Annotated in this window: 19 protein-coding genes; 7 read left to right on the top strand and 12 right to left on the bottom strand. The window is 70.3% G+C overall.

Annotated elements, in window-relative coordinates; translation table 11 throughout:
- The first annotated feature begins 160 nt into the window (after positions 1-160).
- Entirely contained in the window at positions 161-2,338 is a 2,178-nt protein-coding gene (locus F4553_RS15245) for a hypothetical protein (RefSeq protein WP_184836531.1), read from the top strand.
- A gap of 97 nt (positions 2,339-2,435) precedes the next feature.
- On the opposite strand, the gene F4553_RS15240 is transcribed toward F4553_RS15245, so the two are convergent.
- Together F4553_RS15240 and F4553_RS15235 are read right to left on the bottom strand one after the other, a co-directional pair.
- Positions 2,436-3,086 (bottom strand): class I SAM-dependent methyltransferase, encoded by a 651-nt coding sequence (locus F4553_RS15240; protein ID WP_184836529.1) that lies wholly within the window; start codon positions 3,084-3,086, stop codon positions 2,436-2,438.
- A gap of 16 nt (positions 3,087-3,102) precedes the next feature.
- Positions 3,103-3,828, bottom strand: coding sequence for an alpha/beta fold hydrolase (locus F4553_RS15235; RefSeq protein ID WP_184836527.1), 726 nt, complete (start codon positions 3,826-3,828; stop codon positions 3,103-3,105).
- A gap of 92 nt (positions 3,829-3,920) precedes the next feature.
- Between F4553_RS15235 and F4553_RS15230 the strand changes: the two genes are divergently transcribed.
- Together F4553_RS15230 and F4553_RS15225 are read left to right on the top strand one after the other, a co-directional pair.
- Positions 3,921-4,901 carry a helix-turn-helix transcriptional regulator gene (locus F4553_RS15230; protein ID WP_184836525.1) on the top strand — a complete coding sequence of 327 codons (981 nt, stop codon included), beginning with the start codon at positions 3,921-3,923 and terminating at the stop codon, positions 4,899-4,901.
- Entirely contained in the window at positions 4,843-5,199 is a 357-nt protein-coding gene (locus tag F4553_RS15225; RefSeq protein ID WP_184841284.1) for a hypothetical protein, read from the top strand. The genes F4553_RS15230 and F4553_RS15225 overlap by 59 nt, the downstream gene beginning before the upstream one ends.
- On the opposite strand, the gene F4553_RS15220 is transcribed toward F4553_RS15225, so the two are convergent.
- From F4553_RS15220 to F4553_RS15190, 7 genes are all read right to left on the bottom strand, one after another.
- Complete coding sequence (locus tag F4553_RS15220; RefSeq protein WP_184836523.1) at positions 5,184-5,339, bottom strand: hypothetical protein; 156 nt, start codon at positions 5,337-5,339, stop codon at positions 5,184-5,186. The genes F4553_RS15225 and F4553_RS15220 overlap by 16 nt on opposite strands.
- Positions 5,336-6,040, bottom strand: coding sequence for an alpha/beta fold hydrolase (locus tag F4553_RS15215; RefSeq protein ID WP_184836521.1), 705 nt, complete (start codon positions 6,038-6,040; stop codon positions 5,336-5,338). The genes F4553_RS15220 and F4553_RS15215 overlap by 4 nt, the downstream gene beginning before the upstream one ends.
- A 244-nt stretch (positions 6,041-6,284) precedes the next feature.
- Complete coding sequence (locus tag F4553_RS15210) at positions 6,285-7,796, bottom strand: alkaline phosphatase family protein (RefSeq protein ID WP_184836519.1); 1,512 nt, start codon at positions 7,794-7,796, stop codon at positions 6,285-6,287.
- 227 nt (positions 7,797-8,023) lie between these two features.
- Positions 8,024-8,821 carry a YunG family protein gene (locus F4553_RS15205; protein WP_246466354.1) on the bottom strand — a complete coding sequence of 266 codons (798 nt, stop codon included), beginning with the start codon at positions 8,819-8,821 and terminating at the stop codon, positions 8,024-8,026.
- An 8-nt stretch (positions 8,822-8,829) separates the two neighbouring features.
- Positions 8,830-9,249, bottom strand: a complete 420-nt coding sequence (locus F4553_RS15200; RefSeq protein ID WP_184836517.1) for a DUF4259 domain-containing protein — start codon at positions 9,247-9,249, stop codon at positions 8,830-8,832.
- 154 nt (positions 9,250-9,403) lie between these two features.
- A complete protein-coding gene (locus F4553_RS15195; protein ID WP_184836515.1) occupies positions 9,404-10,369 on the bottom strand; it encodes a helix-turn-helix domain-containing protein in 966 nt (321 codons plus the stop codon).
- 220 nt (positions 10,370-10,589) lie between these two features.
- Positions 10,590-14,336, bottom strand: a complete 3,747-nt coding sequence (locus tag F4553_RS15190; RefSeq protein WP_184836514.1) for a S8 family serine peptidase — start codon at positions 14,334-14,336, stop codon at positions 10,590-10,592.
- 180 nt (positions 14,337-14,516) lie between these two features.
- Here F4553_RS15190 and F4553_RS15185 point away from each other — a divergent pair, with 180 nt between their 5' ends.
- A complete protein-coding gene (locus F4553_RS15185) occupies positions 14,517-15,872 on the top strand; it encodes a flavin monoamine oxidase family protein (protein ID WP_221469901.1) in 1,356 nt (451 codons plus the stop codon).
- A 143-nt stretch (positions 15,873-16,015) separates the two neighbouring features.
- On the opposite strand, the gene F4553_RS15180 is transcribed toward F4553_RS15185, so the two are convergent.
- Positions 16,016-16,462, bottom strand: a complete 447-nt coding sequence (locus F4553_RS15180) for an NUDIX domain-containing protein (protein ID WP_184840772.1) — start codon at positions 16,460-16,462, stop codon at positions 16,016-16,018.
- Positions 16,463-16,561: 99 nt separating this feature from the next.
- Positions 16,562-17,563, bottom strand: coding sequence for an extracellular catalytic domain type 1 short-chain-length polyhydroxyalkanoate depolymerase (locus tag F4553_RS15175; protein ID WP_184836512.1), 1,002 nt, complete (start codon positions 17,561-17,563; stop codon positions 16,562-16,564).
- Between the two features lie 115 nt (positions 17,564-17,678).
- Between F4553_RS15175 and F4553_RS15170 the strand changes: the two genes are divergently transcribed.
- The 3 genes from F4553_RS15170 to F4553_RS15160 all read left to right on the top strand — a co-directional run bounded on the left by F4553_RS15170 (position 17,679) and on the right by F4553_RS15160 (position 20,786).
- Positions 17,679-18,326 (top strand): TetR/AcrR family transcriptional regulator, encoded by a 648-nt coding sequence (locus F4553_RS15170; RefSeq protein WP_312875220.1) that lies wholly within the window; start codon positions 17,679-17,681, stop codon positions 18,324-18,326.
- 91 nt (positions 18,327-18,417) lie between these two features.
- Positions 18,418-19,287, top strand: a complete 870-nt coding sequence (locus tag F4553_RS15165) for an alpha/beta fold hydrolase (protein ID WP_184836508.1) — start codon at positions 18,418-18,420, stop codon at positions 19,285-19,287.
- Positions 19,288-19,298: 11 nt separating this feature from the next.
- Positions 19,299-20,786 carry a long-chain-fatty-acid--CoA ligase gene (locus F4553_RS15160; RefSeq protein WP_184836506.1) on the top strand — a complete coding sequence of 496 codons (1,488 nt, stop codon included), beginning with the start codon at positions 19,299-19,301 and terminating at the stop codon, positions 20,784-20,786.
- Here the strand turns inward: F4553_RS15160 and F4553_RS15155 are convergent, their stop codons facing one another.
- Positions 20,787-21,416, bottom strand: coding sequence for a pyridoxamine 5'-phosphate oxidase family protein (locus F4553_RS15155; RefSeq protein ID WP_184836504.1), 630 nt, complete (start codon positions 21,414-21,416; stop codon positions 20,787-20,789).
- Between the last annotated feature and the right edge of the window lie 10 nt (positions 21,417-21,426).

The raw sequence follows: 21,426 nt of genomic DNA, 5'->3' as shown, positions 1-21,426 counted from the left end.
TTACCCCGCGAGAACGGGTGGACCGGGGTGGCGGAACGTCCCCGGTGAACCGGACAAAAGACTTTTGGCTGCCCAGGCCGGTGGCGCCGGGCGAGTCCACCGCCGTATAACATCACTCGGCGGCCGAGCCGAGTCGTGCTCATGTTGACAGGGGGTTCCGGTGTCAGAAACCGGGGCGACATTGATCGATGAATCGAGGACGGGTCGGGGCGTCGCCCCCTACGCGCCTGTCGTGGTCGGGGTGCTCGGCGCCTGGGCGATGCTGGTGGCGACGGGTACGCCTTTCGTGCCGATCGTCGTCTACACGGCGTACTTCGCGCTCGCCGTGGTGCTGCCGGGCACGCTGATCTATCGGCGGATGCTCGGCTTCTCGGAATCGCTGCTGTCGGATCTGGCGTGGGGCTCCGTCGTCGGGTTCATGGTCGAGCTGCTGGGCTGGGCGATCTTCACGGTCGTCGGGATCAACCGGTTCCTCTGGGCCTGGCCGCTGCTGATCGTGGCGCTCTTCGCGCTCGTACCGGGTCTGCGCCCGATGTGGCGGCGTCCCGTGGACAGCGGGCGGACCAGCCTGGTCGCCTCGTGGGGTACGGCGATCGGGGCGCTGCTCGCCTGTGCCTACGTCGCGGTGACCTACTACCCCTACAGCCAGCTTCCGCCCAACGGGCCCGGCTACTTCGTCGACCTGCCCTGGCACCTCGGCGTGGCCTATGAGGCGACGCGCTCCGTGCCGCTGATGACCCCGGAGGCGACCGCCGAGGGCGTGCTGCACTACCACTGGTTCGCCGACGCCCACTTCGGCGCTGCGAGCCTGATCAGTGGTGTCGATCTCGCCACGATCGTGGTGCGGACCGGCCTCTTCGCGATCATCTTCACGCTCGTCTCGACCGTCGTCGCTCTCGGCATCAAGATCACCAAGCGGCCGCTCGTCGGCGCGATCGCCGGCATCCTCGTCGTCTCGACGACCGCCGGCGCCGAGTACTGGTACCGCATGTTCAAGCTGCACGTGGTCTTCCCCGACAGCCCCACCGGCATGTACGCGATCGGCATCTCCTGCCTCTTCGCCGCCTTCCTGGTGGAGCTCGTCCGGGGGGAGTCCTTCTCGGCGGCCCGCTGGGTGCTCTTCCTCGCCACCGCCGTGGCCGCGGTCGGCTCCAAGCCGTCCAACCTGCTCCTGCTGCTGCCGGCGTTCCTGCTGGTGCTCGCCTACCGCTTCGTGCTCCGCAACCGGCCCAGCGTGTGGCAGATCGTCGCGGTGGTCGCGATGGTCGTGGTCTTCGGCATCTCGGTCCTCGTCTTCGCCAGCCCCGGCGGCTCGACCCTGAAGCCGTCGCTCGTCCAGGCGATCGCGTGGAAGCGGTCCTCCAGCCTCCCGGCGCTGATCGTGACGTGCTTGATGAAGGGCTATCTGCTGCTCTTCGTCGCCGCCCTCGCGCTCGTCGGCCGCCGCCTGCGCAACGACGCGGCCGCCCAGTTCCTCGGCGCGATCTCGATCGTCGGCTTCGGCGCCGCGTGGATCATCTTCCACCCGGGCCGCAGCCAGCTCTTCTTCTGGCACTCGGCGATCCCGTTCGCCGGCATCCTCGCCGCGTGGGGCCTGGTGCTCGCGCTCGACTCGCTGGCTGAGCGCCGCCGGGCCGTGCTCACCTTCACGGTCCTGACCTGCGGTGCGTTCCTCGGCTCGATGACGATCGTCAAGTTCGTCACGACCCGCACATCACCGCTGCTCTACGGCTGGCTCGCCCTGGGGGTCACGATCGCGGTGGTCGCGCTCTTCGCGTGGCGGCTGCGGATCCCGACGAAGACCGCCGTCCTCCTCGGCGCCGTGGCGGTGATGGCGATGTCCGTGCCGTCGACGCTGATCGCGGCCCCGGTCCAGCCCTCGCCGTGGAACAACCCGCGCTGGCCCAACCAGGCCCGGGCGGCCCGGTGGATCGAGGCGAACACGCCGCTCTTCGACACGCTCGCCACCAACAGCCACTGCCTCGACCACCTGGAGCACTGCGACGCGCGCAGCTTCTGGCTCGCCGGCTACGGCGGTCGGAGGGTGCTGCTGGAGGGCTACGGCGTCTCGCCCAACGCCCTGCGCCTGGCCGGGGTCAACGACATCGTGGCGTGGCGGCAGCCTTACCACGACCAGGACCTGCTCAAGCTCAACGACGGCGCCTTCACCGACCCGACCGCCCCGAACCTGCGCCGCCTCTACGACGAGTACGAGGTGCGCTGGCTCGTCGCCGATGTCGGGGAGGGCACCGTCTCGCCGAAGCTCGCCGACTTCGCCGAGCTCGTCTTCAGCAACGAGCAGGTCGTCGTCTACAAGCTGGATCCGGCCACGTTCTGACCGTCGCTCGCACGTTTGCAGCAAAGCGTGGCCATTCCGCGAGCGGAGGCCACGCTTTGCTGCAAAGCGTGACAGGGAGCAGCGTGACTGGGCGCGCCTAGCGGAGGCGCCAGACGGTGGTGCGCTTGATGTCGGTGTCCTCGAGGTCGCGGATGACCGGCACGTCATACTCCGCGACCAGGTCGAAGTGGTCCCGGGGCAGGTAGGCCCGGCCCGGGTCGCCCGCGAGCGCGATCGCACCGGCCTCCTTGCACCGCTGCAGGAACGCGAGCATGCGCCGGGTCATCTCCCGGTTGTAGAAGACGTCCCCCGCGAGCACCACCTCGGCGTCGAAGTCCGACGCCGGACGGTCCAGCAGGTCCTCCAGCCGTCGCTCGATCTGCACGCCGTTGACCTCGGCGTTGAGCGCGATGGCCGCGTCGGCGTACCCGTCGATCTCGTTGGCGATGACGTGGCTCGCACCGGACCGCGCTGCCGCGACCGCGACGAGCCCGGATCCCGAGGCGAGATCGAGGACCCGGCGGCCCGCGACCAGCGCGGGGTTGTCCAGGATGTGCCGCGCGAGTGCCTGACCGCCCGCCCACGGGAAGGCCCAGAACGGCGGCGCGAGGCCGGGACCGCCCGTGACCTCCTCGGTCTTCTCCCAGAGCGGGATCGCCTCGTCCGTGAGGTACATCTTCATCTCCGGCAAGAACGGCACTGTCGTCAAGAAGGTGTGCTCACGAACGAAGGCTTCCGCACTGGTCATGGGGTGACCTTACCGATCAGGTGAGCGTGGCCAGGATCTCGGCCAGCCGCTGCGGCTCGCTGAACATCGGCCAGTGGCCCGTCGGCAGCTCGATCACGTCGGCGCCCGCGAGCATCGCGAAGTAGGGGTGCCCGTCCTCGATCATCTGCCGCGCCGCGTCGCCCGGAATCGTGCACGCGAACAGCGTCGCCGGAAGCTTCGCATACTCCGGGGTGTAGCTGACGCCCTGCGTGAGCGACGCGAACGGGTGCGGCGTCGCGCGCTCCCGCAGGGTCGCGAGGTCCGCGTCGCTCAGGCCCGCGAGCGTCTGCGGCTCCGCGGCCGGATCAAAGGGCGGCGGGGGTACGACATACCCGGCGCCCACCTGCTCCCGGATCGCGACCTGCTCCTGCGGACCGTTGGTGTCGAACTGCGACACCCCCTCCGGCAGTGGCCCGCTGTCGACGTAGACCACCCGGCCGATCCGGTCCGCGATCCGCCCGGCCGCGGTGGAGACGACCATGCCGCCGTAGCTGTGCCCGACCAGCAGCACATCGCGCAGGTCCTCGCCCTCGATCAGCCCGACGACCTCGCTGACGTGCTGCTCCAGGTCGGTCTCGGGACCGGCCTCGGCGGCCCGCTCGGCGACGCCGCTCAAGGTGACCGGCCAGACGTCGTGCCCCTGGTTCCGGAGCTCGTCGGTGACCCGCTCCCAGGCCCAGCCGCCGAGCCAGGCCCCGGGGATAAGAACGATGCTGCTCATGATCGTGACTCCCTCATCTGGTCTTCGTGTCCTGATCGACCGTAGGATCGAATCCGGGCTGAATCAGTCCGGATATCGCAGAGGAGTGGTCCGTGTCACATCCTGCCTCGCGGGTGCTGGCGATGCTGGAGCTCCTGCAGATGCATCACGTGCGCACCGGTGTGCAGCTCGCCGCCGACCTCGGTGTCGACGAGCGCACCGTCCGCCGCTACGCCGCCACCCTCGCCGAGCTGGGCGTCCCCGTGGTGGCGTCGCGGGGGAGACACGGCGGCTACCGGCTCGCCCCCGGCTACAAGCTGCCGCCGCTGATGCTCACCGACGACGAGGCGGTCGCGGTCGCGCTGGGCCTCGCCGCCGCCGACCAGATGGGGCTGACCACCGCGGCACCGGCGACCTCGTCCGCGCTCGCGAAGATCCAGCGGGTGCTGCCGACCGCCCTCGCCGACCGGCTCGCCGGGGTCCTCGACAACCTCGGCTTCACCCAGCGGCGCCGCGACGATCCGGCCCGGCCGGCGACGGACACGCTGCTCGGCCTCGGTGCCGCGGCCCGGACCCGGCACCGCGTCCGGCTCGCCTACCGGTCCTGGCGCGGCGAGGACTCCGAGCGTGACCTCGACCCCTATGGCCTGGTGTTTCATGCGGGGCACTGGTACACGGTCGGCCACGATCACCGGTCGGGGGAGATCCGCACGTTCCGGATCGATCGGGTGGTCCGGGTCGCCGCGCTGGCGGAGGTCTTCGCGGTGCCCGACGGGTTCGATCCCGTCGGCCACGTCGTGCGGTCGCTGTCCCGGGTGCCCTACGCATGGGAGGTGGAGGTGCTGCTCGCGACGGATCTGGCGAGCGCGCGGGCTCGCGTACCTCCATCGGTGGCGGAACTCAGCTCGGCCGGGACGGGCGTGCTGCTGCGCTGCCGGGCCGAGCGGCTCGACGGCATGGCGCCGCTGCTGGCCGGTCTGGGTTTTTCTTTCACGATTCTGCGCCCCGAGGAGCTGCGGATAGAGATGATCGACTATGCCGATCGGCTCGTCGGCTGGGCCCGTTCCGCTGCGGTTCGACCTGATCGCGGTTAGCGTGGTGGAGCCAGCAAAGATCGGCACCGGCCGCATGGTCGGTGCCATTCCAGAGGGGCAGGCAATGAGTAACAAGATCAAGCTTCACGCGCCCACCGACCACGCCGCCAAGGGCGAGACCCCGGACCTCCACGTCGACGACCCGTCCGACACCGACGGCCACGCGACCGAACGGATCGCGCAAGAGGCCCGCGAGCAGGCCATGGCCGCCCGGGTGAAGGCGACCTCGCGCACCCAGATGTCCGTCGGGCAGTCCAAGGTGCAGCGCATCTACAAGGGCAATCAGCCCAAGGGCTGAGCTGCCTGCGCGATGAATTCGCGGACGTGCCGGGCGACCACTTCCGGGTGGCTGATCGGCACCCAGTGACCCGCGTCGAGACGGTGGACCCGCAGGTCCGGCACCCAATCAGCGATGTCGGCCTGCAGGTCCACCGTCACGTAGCGGTCGCGGAGGGCGCCAGAACCATGACGGGTACGCCGACCGTGCGATCCGGTCGCGGCCCGCTGCGTGCCGGTTTCTTCGTGCCCATGTTGGCCCGGTACAACTCCAGGCCCCATCTGATGTCCTCCCTGCTCGCGGGCTTGCCCAGGCGTGAGGTGTCCCGCCGGATCAGCCCGCCGAGGGCGCCGATGCGAGTGGCGGCCTCAGGAAGCAGGGGGAGCCGGAAGAATCCGATATAGGTCGAGCTGAACGCCTGCCGGAGACCGGCCCGGGTCCGGAGATGGGACCGCATCCACCTCCCGGCCTGGTGCAGGCTCGGGCCGGAGATCGAGGTATAGCTCCGGACCGTGATCATCTTTCGGGTGAGGGCGTGCCAGGCCTGCAGCGACCCCCAGTCGTGGGCGAGCAGGTGCACCGGCGCTGCGGGACTGACCTCCTCGATGATCGCGGCGAGATCCGTGGCGAGCCGGTCCAGGAGGTAGGCGTCCCTGGAGTGTGGACGGTCCGATCGCCCTGCTCCGCGTACGTCGTAGACCACGACGCGGTGGTCGGCGTTGAGGAGCTGCTCGACGCCGTCCCAGACCGTGCCGTCGTCGGGGTAACCGTGCACGCAGACGATGATCGGGGCGTCGGCGGGGCCCGATTCGCGTACGGCGAGGCGTACGCCGTCATCCATGGTTACCGTGCGGTAGGACATGGCGCGAGCCTATGCGTTCCCCTACTCCCGCGCGAGAGCCCGCTGCGTTCCCCGCGCTCCCCGCGCGCGGGGCGCCCAAGATCGGCGCAACTCTTCAAGAGTTGGTGCTAAAAAGCGCGCCCCGCTGTCGCCCTGTCCTGGCGTGGAAGGATGATCGCGTTGTTTCCCGGAACTTGGCCCCTCCCGACCTCGTCGAGGGGGTTGTTTCCGGGAAACAGCGCGATCATGGGTGTGTATCGGTGAGCTAGGCGAGCTTGAGGTCGTCGATCGCCCAGTACCAGTTGTTGCTGGCGTTGTAGTAGCGGAACTTCACCACCACCGATGTCGCCCCGGCCGGCACCGTGATCGACAGCGCCTCCACCTTGGCCCGGGCGTCCGCGCTGTAGCGCTTCACCAGCACGTCGGCACCACCGTTGTAGGAGACGAGCACGTCCCCGGTCTGCGAGCCCTCCTGCAGGTAATGCGTCACGTAGCGCAGCGTCCGCGTCGTCCCGCCGGTCACGGCGAAGGCCGGTGAGATCAGCGTCGAGTCGAACGAGGCACCGCCGGACCGGTCGGCGAACTCGTCGGAGTCGGCCACGGCGAAGACGCCGCGCAGGCGCAGGCCGTTCTCGCGGTTCTGGCCGGACTGCGTACGCGACCAGAACTCCTCGTTCGTGAAGGACCAGCCGCGCCACTCGTCGACACCGCCGGTGGGCATCGCGGCGCGGTTCACCGACCAGCCGGCCGGTCCGGTCGGCGTCCAGCCCTTCACCGTGGCCGGGATGCCGGTCTCGTGCACGCGAGCCTGCAGCGTGGAGTTGAGCGAGTCGAAGGGGTCGGTCGCGCGGACGTTGAGCGGCTTGGAGTCGAGCGCGGCGGGGATCGGGTAACCGAGGTGGGCGAAGACCGTCCCGGCGACATCGGCGAGCTTCGTGTCGATGGGCCGCAGACCGGCGGTGTGGCCGGTGCCCTTGGCGAGCACCCACGTACGCCGTTCCGCGTCCACACCGCAGCCACCGTGCCCGCCACCGGGGTTGTTGTGCCCGTGATCGGTGGTGACGACGATCAGCCAGTCCTCGGTCGCGTAGGTCGGGCGGGCCGAGATGGCGGCGAGCATCTGCGCGAGCTGGGCGTCCTGCTTCTCGATCGCGGTGCGGTAGGCGGTGCCGGTGCCGCTTGCGTGCGCGACGACATCGGTGTTACCGAGGTAGACGAAGGTGGCGTCGGGGTCGCTGTAACGCAGCTGCTGCACCGCGTCCGTGGTCACCTTGGCATCCTCGCCGACATAGCCGTTGGCGTCGCCGTCATAGGTGATCCGGGTGTCGATCGCCGGGCCGAAGGTGCCCTGCGTGTGCAGCACCGCCCAGTCCAGGATGGAGAGTGTCGACAGGGACGGGTCGGTCTGCTCCAGCCGCGTCAGGAAGTCGGGGTAGGTGGCGTACTGCTTACCGGCGAAGGTGTTGTCCTTGACGCCGTGCTTGTCGGGCCACACGCCGGTCGCGATGGTCGACCAGCCCGGACCGCTGGAGGAGGCGGCGACGGGCGAGCAGTAGAGCAGGCTCTCGCCGAGGGTGCCGCCGGCGGCGAGGCTGTCGAGAGTGGGTGCGGTGGCATCGACGACCTTGGCCCAGTTGAGGCCGTCCATGCCGACGACGAGAACCTTCTTGGTCAGCGGTGCGGCGTGCGCGGTCGGCGCGGTCGCGACCAGCGCGGCAGCGGCGAGCGCGACGGTGGCCGCTGCCGCGATGAGCCGATGGCGGGGGTGTGCGAGCACGGGGCATCGCTCCTTCGGATGATTGGAGATATCACTTCCATCGATATCTCAACGATCATCCGTGAACGATGGAATGACTCCACCGCAACAACTCTTGAAGAGTTGCAATGATCTTGGCGCCGCGAAGGCCAGCGCCGCGAAAGCCAGCGCCGCGAAAGCCAGCGCCGCGAAAGCCGGGCCCGCCACGAAAGCCGGGCCCCGGACCCGCCACGAAACCAGCGCGGGACTCAGCGCAGCGCGTGCCAGAGCACGAACGCCGCCGTCGGGCTCAGGTTGAACTCCACCACCCGCTCCGGGGCGACGAACTCGGCCGCCTGGCCCTCGCCGACGGTGATCGTCGGCCAGGGCAGCGGCGTCTCCGCGGTGAAGACGTGGAACTCGGCGGTGACCGCCGCATCGACGGCGTCCGGCCGCACCCCGCTCCAGAAGGGGCGCAGCTCACCGGGGACGCGCAGCCCGGTCTCCTCGAAGAGCTCGCGCCGGGCCGCCTGCTGCGGCGTCTCGCCGGGCTCGATGTGGCCGCCGGGGAGGCTCCACTGATCGGGCTCGGCGAGCGCGTCGGCACTGCGGTGCTGGAGCAGAAGTGCACCGCCCGCGTCGGTGAGCAGCACCAGGGCGATCCGCACGGGATCGGCCACAGCGATCGGCGGCGGCTCCAGCACCCGGCGGCGGAGCAGTTCATACTGCCCCTGGCAGCGGCCGGGCGCCCCGGCCGGGCGGAGCTTCGTCCGCACCGTGGTGACGACCTCGTGCGGCTGGAACTGCTGGCGGGTCAGGTCGACCTCGGTGCCGTCGGGCAGCCGGTTCCACCAGTGGAAACCGTGCTGCACACCGTCGACATGCACCTCGCCGAGGACCAGCTCACCGCCGAAGACATCGTGCAGCACCAGCGCGGTCGGGCCGCACTGGCCCCGGGACGGGTTGTCCTCGTGCCAGTCGGTGAGGTCGCTCGGGTCGCACGTGTCCGGGCCCCAGGCTGCCGCGACGGCGGCCTGGAACCTCGGCATCGTCCAGGTGGTCGTCATCGAGTGGTCTAGCTGCCGAGGATCTCGCGGATCGGGTCGAGCTCGGCCAGCGCGTTGTCGATCTCGCCGCTGTCCAGCCACATCTTGACCCACTCCGAGTCGCCGCCGAGCGCCCGGTCGAGCGCCGCCTGGGCGAGGCCGGGCAGGTCCTCGGGGACGTGCGGGCCGTTGTCGTCGGGCTCGCCGAAGATGTCCTCGTCGAAGCCGGATTCGAGCTCCTCACCGCCGGGGAGCAGCGCCGCGACCACGGTCGCGGCGGCGATCGCCTCGGCCGCCAGCGCGCCGTCGAGGAACTCCTCCTCGGCGACGGTGGCCTTGAGGACCTCGCGGACCATGGTGATCCGCTCACGCCGTCCGGCCTCCTCGAGATCGGCCATCCAGTCGGCAGCCGTGTCGTTGTCGAAGGGGCCATATCCCCAGGTGCCCATCACGCCTCCCTAAGAGCGTCCGCCCATTGATCGCCGGCGGGGTTGCTCGTCACCTTGTGTGCAGTAGCGGCCGATTGGCGGGCGCTCTTCGCATCGCCGTCCCGGAGCTTACTCATCGAGGATGAACCCCTGAAACCGACCGGAAGGCTGGCTGTCAGGCCCAATCGCGCCGGGCCGCGGCCCAACCGAGCTGGATCCTGGTCTGTACGCCCGCGATCTCCATCAGCGCGTGCACGCGGCGCTGGACGGTCCGCAGCGAGACATCGAGCTGACCTGCGACGGCCTGGTCGGTGAGCCCGGCGAGCAGCAGCGCGAGGATGCGGGTGTCGAGCTCCTCGACCTCGGCGGGACGGCCGATCACATCGTCGCCGGTCGGGGAGGTCCGCAGGGGATAGGCGCGTTCCCAGACCCCTTCGAAGAGCGCGACGAGCGCCTCCAGCAGGCCGCTGGCGTGCACGAGGATCGCGGCCGCCCCGCCGGAGTCGGGCGCCAGGGGCAGCAGGGCCAGATCGTTGTCGGCTATCAGCATCTTCAGCGGCAGGGAGTCCGCGATCCGGATCTCCTCGCCCGCCGCGATCGTGTCGGTGGCCCGCTGCGCCATCCCCGGCCCGCTCAGCACAGCCCGGTCGAGCACCACGCGGTAGCGGACTCCCCGGTGCAGTGCGTGCTCCTCCTCGGCGTGGTCGGCGGCTTCGACGACGGCCGGATTGGGGCGGACGAAGGCCCGGAACTCGTGCCGGGCCGCCTGGTGGATCTGGAAGAACCGATGCCGGACGCCGTCGACACCGGTGATCACCTCGACGACGTCGCTGGCCCGTCGGCCGTCCCCGGCGAGCCGGTGCGCCTCGGCGAGCAGGATCAGGTCGAGCTCGGCCTGGCGCAGCTCGTCGCGGCGGTCGCGGACGAGCTGGCCGAGGGCCACGGCGGGCGGGGCCGCGAGGTGTTCGGTGCCGTCGGCGGAGGCGAGCCCGCGCTCCCGCAGCAGGCGCAGGGCTGCGGCGACGTCGGCCTCGGCGAGGTAGGTCGCGGCGGCGAGGTCGGCGACGGTGGCGGAGGGGCGCAGGACCAGCGCGCGATAGACCTGCTCCTCGTCGGGACCGATGCCGAGCGAGGTCAGCACGGCTCCGCCCCGTCGCACCTGATCGCGCTGGTCAAGCTGGTCACGCGCCAGACGATACAACGACCGGGACAGCACGAGACAGCGAAGCGGGCCTACCCGGGGGCTGGGTGGACCCGCTTCGCCGCGCGGACGCGCCCGGAGGGGAAAACAGGCGCGCTACCGCAGGCCCGTCCGGCAGATCATGGCCGAGGCAGCCCGTCCATGATCTGCCGGGCAAGCCCTAGGAGTGGATCGAGCGCAGTGCGTACGCCCGGATCACCTCCTGGCTCACCGAGTTGCCCGCCGAGTCCTTCGCGGTGGCGCGCAGCGAGACGAACGTCGCGCCGGGCGGGGTGAAGAAGAGCGCCTTACCGCCGATGAACGGCACGTTCTTCCAGGTCTTGCCGTCGTCGAAGGAGACCGCGACGGTCGTCTGACCGATCTTGCCGGCGCCGACGACGCCCGGCATGTGGCTCGCCTTGACGCCGATGACCTGCAGGCCCGGCCAGGCCGCCCCGGCGAGGTTGGTCTCGACGTCGTAGTCGAGCTGCACGAGGGGCAGCAGGTCATCGCCGAATTCCTGGGCGGGTGCCTGTGACTGGAACACCCAGGTGGTGTGGGTCTTGGGCGAGAGCTTCCAGATCGACGGGTCGCGGGCCGCTTCCAGATCGATCGTGTAGGTCGCCTTCTCCGGGTCGGTGTCGGCGTAACCGGCCTGCCAGGTGGTGTCCTCCAGGACCGTGTCGCCCTTGCGGATGCGCAGCCGGAGCTGCTCCTGATCGGTGGTGAGGAACCCGGCGTGACCGGCGCCGCCGTCGGTCCACGGCGTGATGTTGACCGCCATGTAGCCGGCGTAGCGGACCGGCTGCCAGGCGCCCAGGCCCAGCCGGGGCCGGACGACCGGGCTGAACCAGTCGGTGCTGACCCGCTGGCCGCCCCGGTAGGTGATCAGGCCGGAGCGCTCCTCGACCACCGGGTCGTGGAAGGGCAGGACCGCCTCGATCGTGGTGACCTCGTGCCACTCGGTCTTCGAGACGGCGGAGACCCAGTCGGTGCGGGTGCCGGGCAGCGTGTTGCGGAACCGGTAACCGACGCCGAAGGGAACGTTGGAGCGCAGGTCGTAGCGGAAGTCGCTGCCCGGTCCGGTCGCGTCGCCGTGGAAGACCATCTCCACGCGGGCGAGCTGGTCGGTGCGCGGCTTGTAGGCCAGCTTGCCCGGCACCTGGTCGGTGTGCGGGTCGAGCAGGTCGTAGAGGAAGGGCGAGTTCGGCGTACCGTCGGCGGTGATCTGGATCTTGCCGTTGCGTGCCGACGCGATCAGCGCGGCGCCGTCGCGGGCGGTCATCGAGGCGACCGGGATCCTGCTGTAGTCGTCGTCGCCGCCGACCCACTCCAGGAGCCGTCCGGGCTCGTCGTTGATGACGAGGAGCAGGACGGCACCCGCGTCGGCGGCGGCCTGTGCCCGCTGCGGCGCCGCGATGTCATCGGAGCGCTTCGCGATCGCGACCTTGCCCTTGAGCTGCTTGCCCGCGTAATCGGCGGGGGTGCCGTTGCCGACGAGGACCCCGTCGACCTTGCCCTTGCCGCTGTAGAGCTGCGAACCGCCCTGACCGAAGACGGCGATGTCGCGGTTGCCGTTGCGCACGGCGAGCAGCGGGGCCGTCTTGCGCCAGCGGGTCGTCACCTCGAACTCGCCGCGGGTGACCTTCTTCGTCGGCAGGACGAACATGCTGTCGTAGTGCGGGCTCACCTGCCAGCGCTCCAGGACCGGCTCGTTGGTGCCGTCCCAGCGGTACCAGTCGGTGCGCAGGACCTGGTCCTCGGTGCGCTGACCGCCGGGCACGGTCGCCGTCGCCTGGACCGCCTTGCGGCCGTCGAGGACGATCGAGCGGTCGCGGTCGAGCACGATCTCGGGGTCGCCGAGGACCGCCGCACCGAGCGCGTCGGGGTCGATCCCGGCGACGTCGGCGAGCATCAGCGCGCTGTAGACGCCGCCGCGCAGCCGCAGCGTCGCCGTACCGGTGGTCTCGTCGACCATCTCCAGCCACGGCGAGCCCGGGCCGAACTTCTGCAGCTCCAGGAAGCCGCCGAGCGGCTTACCCGACCGGTCGAGGACCTTGATGTCGAGCGTGTAGCGCTCGTCCTCGATGTAGAACCCGACCTGCGTGCGGGCGTGCACCGCACCCGTGGCGTCGGTCGCGACGACCTCGCCGAGGTAGCGCGTACCGGCCGCGCCGAGCGAAGGATCCGCGGTCGCGTCGACGGTCGCGGTCCCGTGCGCGGGCACGGTCACCGTCTGGGCCGACAACCCCAAAACCTCCGGATTGGTACGCGGACCGGGGCCCCCGGCACCGCCCGCCACGTCATAGGGCCCGCCGGCGACCGCCAGCGCACCCGCGAGGTGCAGGGTGACGGCCGAGTCACCCGCGTTGGCATAGGTGATCGTCTTGGTGACCGGCGTGCTGCGGTCCTGCGCCCAGCCGAAGAACCCGAAATACGCCGAGCCCGTCGCGGTGATCTTCTCGGTGATCACGTTCTGCACGTCGACCCGGCCGGCGCCCACCTGGTAGGCGGTGAGTCCGTCGAGCTTCTTCGAGGTGCTCATCAGGGCGTCCTTGAGCTGCGCCCATTTCCAGTCCGGGTGCTGCTGGGCCAGGATCGCCGCCACGCCCGCCACGTGCGGCGTCGCCATCGACGTGCCGCTCATCGACTCGTACCAGCCGCTCTCGGCGTTGCCGCCGGCCTTCGCCGCGAGGATCTCGTTGCCGGGAGCCGTGAGGTCGGGCTTGAGCGAGTAGTCCTTGTAGCGCGGGCCCTTGCTGGAGAACCAGGTCAGCGCGTCGTCGGCGTCGACCGCACCGATCGTGAGCGCCGAGTCGGCCGCACCGGGGGAGCCGATCCCGGCCTCGGTGCCGGTGTTGCCGGCCGCGATGACGAACAGGGCGCCGGTCCGCTCGGTGATCTCGTTGACGGCCGCCGCCATCGGGTCGGTGCCGTCGGAGGCCTCGGTCGAGCCGAGGCTCATGCTGATCACCTTGGCGCCCTGGTCGGCCGCCCACTCCATGCCGTCGATGATCCACGAGTCCTGGCCGAAGCCCTCGTCGCTGAGCACCTTGCCGACGAGCAGGTCGGACTTGGGTGCGACACCCTTCTCGGCGCCGCCGGAGGCAGCCCCGCTGCCGCCGATGGTGGAGGCGGTGTGCGTACCGTGCCCGTTGCGGTCACCGGCGTCCTCGCCGGGGACGAAGCTGACCGCCTGGCTGATGCGGCCCGCGAGGTCGGGGTGGTTCTGGTCGACGCCGGTGTCGAGCACCGCGACCTTGACCCCGTGCCCGTCCAGCCCGGCGCTCCACGCGGCGGGGGTGCCGATCTGCGCGTTGCTCTCGACCATGCTCGCCTTGGCCTTGCCGTCGAGCCAGATCTTCGTGTAGCCCGCGCTGCGCAGCTTCGGGTTCGCGAGCGAGCCGGTCAGGTGCTGCCACACCGACCGGGCACCGGCCTTGTCGGCCTTGATCGCCGTAGCGTCGATGCTCGGCAGCGACCGGACCGCCGCCGTGCTCGGGATGAGCGTGCGGGTCTTCGGTGCGCCCGCGACGATCAGCGGGATGCCGCCGCTGTGCGCGTCGTCGTAGCCCGACTCCAGCAGCGTGGTGACGTCGAAGAGCCTGCGGTCGACGGTGCCCGCGGCGAGGAACGGCAGCGCCTCGTCCGGCAGCACGAAGATGTGCTTGCCGACCGACTCGGTGCGGTAGCCGCCGACGGCGTCCCGGGGGCGGGTCACCTCGACGGCGGACTTGCCACCGGCGAGTGCGGTGACCGTGACGACGTCGCCGGTGAGGAGGGTGACGGTGGTGGCGCCTCCTGACGGGGCGCTCGGTGCGGGATGTGCGTTGGCGGCTGTGCCCTGCGCGACCGGTCCGGTCAACAGGAACGACGTGGCCACGGCGACGAGCACCGCAGCGCCGCGGCGCCGGAGGGGGGAAGTCATGTGATGGTCCTACCGGCCCATTGCCGTTAAACAAACGGCTGACCGTGGCAGAAAGCCGCCACGGCACATCCCCGCCACTGCTACGCGGCCTCCTCGCCACCGCCACGCCCGTCCCGGACCACCCCAAGATCGCCGCAACTCTTGAAGAGTTGGTGTCAAGGGGGACTACGATCCCGGTTCGTGGACGCTGACGTGATCGTCGTTGGTGCCGGCGTCGCCGGGCTCGTCGCCGCGGACCGGCTCGTCTCCGCCGGGCAGCGGGTGCTGGTGCTCGAAGCCCGCGACCGCGTCGGCGGCCGCACCCTCACCATGCCCGTACCGGGGTTCGACGGGGTCGTCGTCGACCAGGGTGGACAGTGGGTCGGCGCTGGTCAGGAGCTGGTCTATGCCGAGCTCTCCCGGTTCGGCCTCGTCACGTTTCCGCAGTCCACGGGTGGTGGCTCCGCGCTCGTGGTCTTCCGGGGCAAGGCGCGCCGCTACACCGGCCGGGTGCCGAAGCTGGACCCGATCACGCTGCTCGACATCGGCCAGGCCCAGGCCCGCTTCGACCGGCTCGCCGCCACGGTCGACCTCGCCCAGCCGTGGCGCACACCGCGCGCCGAGTGGCTCGACGGGCAGACCTTCGAGACGTGGCTGCGCAAGACCTGCTGGACGGCGCGCGGGCGCGACTTCTTCCGCACCGCCACCGAGGCGGTCTTCGCCACGCTCCCGGCCAACCTGTCGCTGCTGCACGCGCTCTTCTACGCGGCGAGCGGGACGAGCCTGGAGACCCTGATCAGCACCGACGGCGGCGCCCAGCAGGACCGGGTGCTGGGCGGCATGGGCCGGCTCGCCGAGCGGCTCGCCGCGTCGCTGAGCGGCCGGATCGAGCTCAACCAGCCGGTCCGCTCCATCGACCAGCATGACGACGGGGTCACGGTCACCACGGAGACCCGGAGCTTCAACGCGGGACGGGTCATCGTGGCGGTGCCGCCGGCACTCGCCGGGCGGGTGGTGTACACCCCGGCTCTGCCCGCTGAGCGGGACCAATTGACGCAGCGTACGCCGCACGGCGGCATCATCAAGTGCCATGCCGTCTATGCGGAGCCGTTCTGGCGGGCCGACGGGCTCTCGGCGGAGGCGGCGAGCGACACCGGGCCGGTCAAGGTCGCCTTCGACGCGTCGCCGCCCGACGGCGGACCGGGCATCATCCTCGCCTTCCTCGACGGGCCGGAGTCGCTGCGGCTCGGCGCGCTGCCCGAGGCCGAGCGGCGGGAGGCGGTGCTGCGGTCGCTGACCCGGTTCGTCGGGCCGCGCGCGATGGAGCCGGTGGCCTATCTGGAGCGCGACTGGAACGCAGAGGAGTGGACCCGCGGCTGCTACGGCGCGCATCTGCCGCCGGGAGCGTGGACGCAGGTCGGGGCGGCACTGCGGGCGCCGGTCGGCCGTCTGCACTTCGCCGGAACGGAGACCGCCGAACGCTGGTGCGGCTACATCGACGGCGCCATCTCCTCCGGCGTCCGGGCCGCCACCGAGGTCCTCACCGCCGCCCCCTGACCCGCACACCGGCCAAGGACTCCTGCCACGCGGCCGTCCGGCCATGCCGCGCACTCCCCGCGCGGCTGCGCGCTCCCTGGCACGTTTTGCAGCAAAGCGTGGCCTCGCGCAGCGAAATGGCCACGCTTTGCTGCACAACGTGACTAGGTGCGGAGTTCGGCGACGACCTCGGCGAGGTGCGGGGGTTCGAGCGCATCGGGGAGGCCGGCGAACTCGTCGATGGCGACCCAGGCGTAGCCGCCGAGATTGACCTGCTCCTCGACCTCCAGGCCGGCTCGGCTGAGCACCGGCGCGTCGGCATCGATGCGGGCCAGGAAGAACGGCTCGGTGACGAGATGGCGACGGCTCTTCCAGATCACGTCCCGGTCGACCAGAACCGGCCGGTCCTCGATCACCGTGACCAGGCCGGTCTCCTCCAGCAGCTCCCGGCGGGCCGCGTCGACCGGCGCCTCGCCGGGTTCGACGCCACCACCGGGTGGCTCCCAGAGCAACCTGCCGCTGTGCGGATCGCGCCACTGCAGCAGCAGGACTCGATCGGCGGCGTCCAGGCACACCACGCGTACGCTAGCCCGCTTCGGCGCGATCGGTATCTCCACGCCGAACACTCTAGGCCGCAGCCTCCAGCCGCAACTCTTCACGAGGTGGCGCCTCCTTGGGACCACCTCGTGAAGGGCTGCGGCTCTTCGTTGTCAGACCTTCGGGTGGGCGAGGAAGAAGTCCCAGGTGAGGCCGCTGGCGTCGGGACCGGAGGGATCTCCGAAGAGGCTGCACGAGCACCCGCCCGGATAGGCGTGCCCGGCCCCGTCGATCAGGTATTTCTCGATGAGGACCGAGCCGGACGTGCTCCGGTAGACCGAACGCGTGAAGCTGCGCCCGCCCGGCACCTGTCCGGCGATCACCTCGTCGGCGGTCGCGTCCACGTCACCGTCGTCGATCCCGCCGTCTGCCGCCAGGTCGTCGGCCTGCGCCCACTGCCCGGCGATCCGGTCGGCGGTCACCGGCGGCACGATGAGGTCGGCGGTGCCCTGGAAGATGATGACCGGCACGGGGCGGGCCCGGCTGCCCATCTCCCGATAGGCATCCCGTCCGGCCTGGTCGGGTGTGCGCAGCCGCAGCAGATCGCACTCGTACTCACAGCCGGCCATGATGCTCGCGGCGGCGAAGACATCGGGGTAGGTGACGGCCATGATGTTCGCCATCACGCCACCGGCGGAGACCCCGGTCGTGAAGATCCGCCGGGAGTCGACGGTGAACTGCGAGCGCATCCGGCTCGTGATCCCCGCGATGATCGACGGCTCGCCCCAGCCCCGGTGCTGATTGGTGCCGAGCGGCCAGTTCCAGCACTGGGCCGGGTTGACGATGGTGGCCTGGTCGGGGAAGACGACGATGAAGCCGCGCCGCTCCGCCAGCGCGCTCCAACCGGAGAGCAGGTCGAAGCCGACATCGTTCTCCGTGCAGCCGTGCAGGGCGACGAGCAGCGGCATGGGAGTCCCCGCGCGATAGCTCGACGGCACGTAACCGTGGTAGTCGCGCGTGCCGGTGAGACTCACATAGACGCCGGCGAAGTAGCTCCCACCGGCGGCGCGGGCGGGCACGGCCGGGAGCAGGGCCGCGATGAGGGCGATGGTGAGGGCGGTGACGGCCCGGCGGAACCGGGTTCGAGCGGGACGGTCTGGGGACGAGACAGACATGCCCACTCCTCCTCTCGACTGTGAGAGCCCATCCAATCGGTTGATTGGATGGGTGGTGCTGGTCACTATCCGCCTGAGGCGCTATCGTGTCAACCAATCGATTGGTAGGAGCCTCGTGACCACGACAAACCCGACCTGGGAACCGCGCCGCCTCACCGCTGTCGCGGTGGAGCTGCCCGAGGGCGTCGCCCCGCCGGGCACCCGGGGACGGATCCTGCACGCCGGTCTCAAGCTCTATGCCGACCTGGGCTTCCACGGCACCTCGATCCGGCAGATCGCCGCCGAGGTCGGCATCAACTCGGCGACGCTCTACGCGCACTACCCGTCGAAGGAGCACATCCTCGCCGAGCTGGTCTACATCGGACACGACGGCCTCTTCCGCGAGCTGGAGCAGGCGCTCGCCGACGCCGGTCCGAGCCCGGCCGAGCGGCTCGCGGCCCTGGTCCGGGCCCAGGTCTACAGCCACACCGACTACCCGCTGCTCGCGCTCGTCGCCAACAGCGAGCTGCACGCGCTCTCGCCCGAGAGCGCCGCACCCGCCCTCACGCTGCGCGAGCGCTCTCGCCAGCTGCTCTACGAGGTCCTGATCGACGGCGTCGCGAGCGGCGCCTTCTCGGTCGCCGACGTCACGCTCGCCGGCATCGCCATCGGCAGCATGGGGGTACGCGTGGCGAGCTGGTTCGGACCCGATCAGCCCTACACCCGCGAGCAGGTGGCCGAAGCCTTCATCACCTACGCCCACAACATCGTCGGCGCCCGCTAACAGCCGCAACTCTTCAAGAGCTGGTCCTGAGGAGGCCCGTTCGAGGACCAGCTCTTGAAGAGTTGCGGCGATCTTGAGAGGTTGGATGAGCATGGAGTACCTGGATATCGACGTACCGGCGGGGCCGTTGCGGGCGCTGCGCTTCGGCAGCGGACCGCGGATCGCCCTCGCCGCGCACGGGATCACCGCCTCGGCGATGTCCTACCGGACCGTGGCCCGGCACCTGCCCGACGAGTGGAGTCTGATCTCGCTCGACCTGCGCGGTCGCGGCGGCAGCAACGGGCTGGCCGGACCCTTCGGGATGACCCGGCACGCGGCCGACATCTGCGCCGCCGCCGAGCAGTTCGGCGCGGCGGCCGAGCCGATCGTGCTGACCGGCCAGTCGATGGGTGCCTACGCCGCGCTGCGGGCCGCCGTCGCCCGCCCCGATCTCTTCAGCAAGATGGTTCTCGTCGACGGCGGCCTGCCGCTGCCGGTGCCGGAGGGCGCCGACCTGGACCAGCTGCTCAAGCTGACCCTGGGCCCGGCGCTGGCACGGCTGAGCGAGACCTACGCGTCGGAGGAGGTCTATGTCGACTTCTTCCGCGCCCACCCGGCCCTCGGCACGGAGTGGAACGACGACATCGAGGCCTACGCCCGCTACGACGCGGCGGGGGAGCCCGGCGCGATCCACTCCAAGGCCAACCCGGCGGCCGTCGCCGAGGACGGCCGGGATCTGCTGGTCGGTGCCGCGAGCTTCGGCGCGGACCTGATCGATCTGCGGGTGCCGACGGTGCTGCTGCACGCGCCGAAGGGCATGTTCGGCCAGGAGCCGGGGATGCTGCCGCAGCCGCTCGTCGACCACTGGGCGCAGCAGGCCCCACAGCTGCGGACTGAGCTGATCGCGGAGACGAATCACTATACGATCTTGATGACGGACCGGCCCGCGGCTACCATCGCGGCACACATTACTGATAAGTAAGCAGGTGCATGATGTCCAATCTCGCGGGCAATCTCGCCGCTTCCGCCGCCCGTTTCCCCGAGCGGCCCGCGATCAAGCTTGACGATCACATCACGACCTACGCCGCGCTCGACGCCCAGTCGTCCCTGGTCGCCGGGCTCCTCACCGCCAACGGCATCGCACCCGGCGACCGCGTCGGCCTGATGCTGCCCAACGTGCCGCACTTCCCGGCGATCTATTACGGAATCCTGCGGGCCGGTGCCGTCGTCGTCCCGATGAACCCGCTGCTCAAGGCGCGTGAGGTGGAGTATTACCTCCACGACTCCGGCGCGAAGCTGCTCTTCGTCTGGCCCGACTTCGCCGAGGACGCCGTCAAGGGTGGCGAGGCCGCCGGCACGCAGGTCATCGTCACCGACTCCGGCTGGGGTGCGCTGCTCGGCGCGCAGACCGCGGCTCCCGAGGTGGTCGAGCGGTCCGATGAGGAGACTGCGGTCATCCTCTACACGTCGGGCACGACGGGGAAGCCCAAGGGTGCCGAGCTGACGCATGCCAATCTCGCGGTCAACGCCGAGGTGACCACGCGTACGCTGCTGCAACTCGGGCCGGACGACATCGTCATGGGCTGCCTGCCGCTGTTCCACTCCTTCGGGCAGACCTGCGCGCTCAACGCGGCGGTCCATGTCGGCGCCTGCCTGACCCTGGTGCCGAGGTTCGATGCGGGCAAGGCGCTCGAGGTGATCCAGCGGGATCGGGTGACGCTTTTCGAAGGCGTACCCACCATGTATGCCGCACTTCTCAACCACCCGGACCGGGCGGGGTTCGACCTGAGCTCGCTGCGCTGCTGCGCGTCAGGCGGCTCGGCCCTGCCGGTGGAGGTGCTGCACGCCTTCGAGGCGGCGTTCGACGCGATCATCCTGGAGGGCTACGGCCTCTCGGAGACCTCGCCGGTCGCCTCCTTCAACCACCCTGACCGGGAGCGCAAGGCCGGTTCGATCGGCACCCCGATCGAGGGAGTCGAGATGAAGCTCGTCGGGCCCGACGGCGGCGATGTCGCGGTCGGTGAGGTCGGCGAGATCGCGATCCGCGGCCACAACATCATGAAGGGCTACTGGGGCAATGCCGAGGCGACCGCGGAAGCGATCCCGGACGGCTGGTTCCGCAGCGGCGACCTCGCCAAGCAGGACGACGACGGCTACTTCTACATCGTCGACCGCAAGAAGGACCTGATCATCCGGGGCGGATACAACGTCTACCCGCGGGAGGTCGAGGAGGTGCTCTACGAGCACCCGGCCGTCGCCGAAGCGGCAGTCGTCGGTGTGGCCCACGCGGAGTGGGGCGAGGAGATCGCCGCCGCGGTGGCCCTCAAACCGGGTGCCACCGCGACGGCGGAGGAGCTCATCGCCTTCGTCAAGGAGCGGCTGGCGGCCTATAAATATCCCCGCCAGGTGTGGATCGTGGAGGCGCTGCCCAAGACCGCGACCGGCAAGATCCTCCGCCGTGAGGTGCGCCCGCCGGTCTGATCAGGTCGTCGCCGGGTAGAGGCCCTTGAGGTAGTCGGGACCGTAATACTTCTCCAGCTCCTCAAGGGTCATCCCCGACGGCTGCAACGTCTGGGAGATCTTCGCGTGCGACGGCAGCACCTCCGGGTGCCATGAGTCCGGCTGCCACAGGTCCGAGCGCAGGAACGCCTTGCCGCAGTGGAAGAAGATCTGCTCGATCTCGACGATCACCGCGAGCTGCGGCCGGTGGCCCTTGACGATCATCTCGTCGAAGAACGGCGCGTCGCTGACGAGCCTGGCTCGACCGTTGATCCGCAGTGTCTCGTTGCGCCCGGGAATGAAGTAGATCAGCCCGACGTGCGGGTTGCTCAGAATGTTGTGATAGCCGTCGGCCCGCCGGTTGCCCGACCGCTCCGGAATCGCGAGCGTCGTGTCGTCGAGGACCACGGTGAAGCCGGGCGGGTCGCCCTTGGGCGACACGTCGCAGGTGCCGTCGGCCGCGGACGTCGCGATCAGCACGAACGGGGACGCGGCCAGCCATTGCCGGTCCAGGTCGTGGAGGCTGAAGCGCTCCTTGGTGACGGCTCGGGGCATCGCCGGGCCGAGCAGCTCCCGTAGCTGCTCATCGGATGTGATCTCTGCGTGCGTCATCGACGAAACC

The organism is Allocatelliglobosispora scoriae, assembly GCF_014204945.1.
In the GTDB taxonomy this organism is placed as follows: domain Bacteria; phylum Actinomycetota; class Actinomycetes; order Mycobacteriales; family Micromonosporaceae; genus Allocatelliglobosispora; species Allocatelliglobosispora scoriae.
Note: the sequence above shows the minus strand (reverse complement) of the source record. Positions and strands in the feature narration are given on the sequence as shown.